Consider the following 1,469-nt stretch of genomic DNA (forward strand, 5'->3'; position numbering starts at 1 on the left):
CCCAAATCGGTCATTAGGATTTCTCTGTGTCGTACGGCAAAGAGAAATCCTTTAATTTTTCCCATATAGATAAGAATGATTGTCGTGTTTTTAGTGATCTAGCCAAATATAGGATGTGCTTGTCTTTTGTTCTTCCCAGATAGGCTGGCGTCGATATCAACTCGTATCGGATAGTCTTCAGAAATTTCTTCTTGTTGGAATTGATCAGCGCATGTCTGAACAACGACATAAAGTTATATGCCATTACAATGAAGTTTCCACATGCCTCTGTTGCCCAGAAGTTATTTGTGACAAAGTCATCGATGGAGAAATCATTCTTCAATTCTTTTATCCTATTCTCAGAGTCCGCTCTTCCGCGATATGAGTCATATACAATCTTGGCCGGCAGGTCAAGGTCTGTTACAAAGCAGCTGTATCGGTATTTTCCGAAATCTTCCTCATTCTCAAAAAGCTCCAGTTGCTTGATTTGCTTTCCTGCAGCTTTGGGGCGCTTGTCTATTTCTTGTCTGACCATCACAATGCGTCTAGGCTTCTCCCAACCGTTTGCCTGATAGATGGTTTCGGATATTTCCAATCCGTCTGTCAACTCTATCCATTTGCGTTCATGGGTAAGACTATACTTTATGCGATTATTGAAACGGCAGGCAATGATATAGTGTAACCCTTTCATTTCCAGATAGTCAAGTATTTCCTTTGCAAAGAAACCGCTATCCATGCGGACCAGTCCGACACGTTTGCCCTCAAGTTTTGAGAGCGTGTCCTCAAGAAATGACAGATAATTGGTACTTGCGGATGTGTTGCCTGGACGTAGCCAGTAATTTGCTATCATCCTTACATCGGAAACGAATGCAAGAAGAGGATGATGCGAGAGTCGTCCAGGACGTTTGGGGTTGTATCCTTTGGCAGCTCCTTCTTGACTTCCCTCACGGACCATCACTGTAGAATCGAAGTCTAAAGTGTAGTTGTCGAACTTCAACTCGGAGAAAAACCAACGGAACAAATTTCCGAAAACACGCTGGTTGACAGCTTGGGAGAATTTGTTTAGATAGCGCTGGTATGCACGATGGTCTGCTCCACGTTCCCATCCTAATAGGTCACATAGTGCAGCGTCATAACGAACCACGTCAAGATGTCCAAAGCAACTTGCGCCACACCACACACCTGCAAACAATCCCAATATCAACTGGATTGGTTTGTAACCACGGTTGGAACCTTGAAGAGGTAAACCACTTTGCATAACATGCTCTTCAAAATGGCATTTCTCAAGCATTTTGAAGAACAGGGAAAGACCACCAAAAGGTGTTATTTCCTTATTTACAAACTTTATGTCACAGTTTCGCATCGGAGTATATTCTTTTTTTCGTGGTAAAGTTAGTAAATATTTATGAATCAAGCATATACAAAGCTATTTTTCTAATGGCGGTCATTAGAAAATGACAAGAAACTTTTTCTAATGACCGATTTGGGTT

At 41.8% G+C, this 1,469-nt stretch carries 1 protein-coding gene; it reads right to left on the reverse strand.

What is annotated here, in order from left to right; genetic code table 11:
• Positions 1–13: 13 nt before the first annotated feature.
• Entirely contained in the window at positions 14–1,342 is a 1,329-nt protein-coding gene (locus tag CIK92_RS07840; protein ID WP_094388711.1) for an IS1380 family transposase, read from the reverse strand.
• Between the last annotated feature and the right edge of the window lie 127 nt (positions 1,343–1,469).

It is taken from the genome of Prevotella sp. P4-67 (assembly GCF_002251325.1).
Classification (GTDB): Bacteria; Bacteroidota; Bacteroidia; order Bacteroidales; family Bacteroidaceae; genus Prevotella.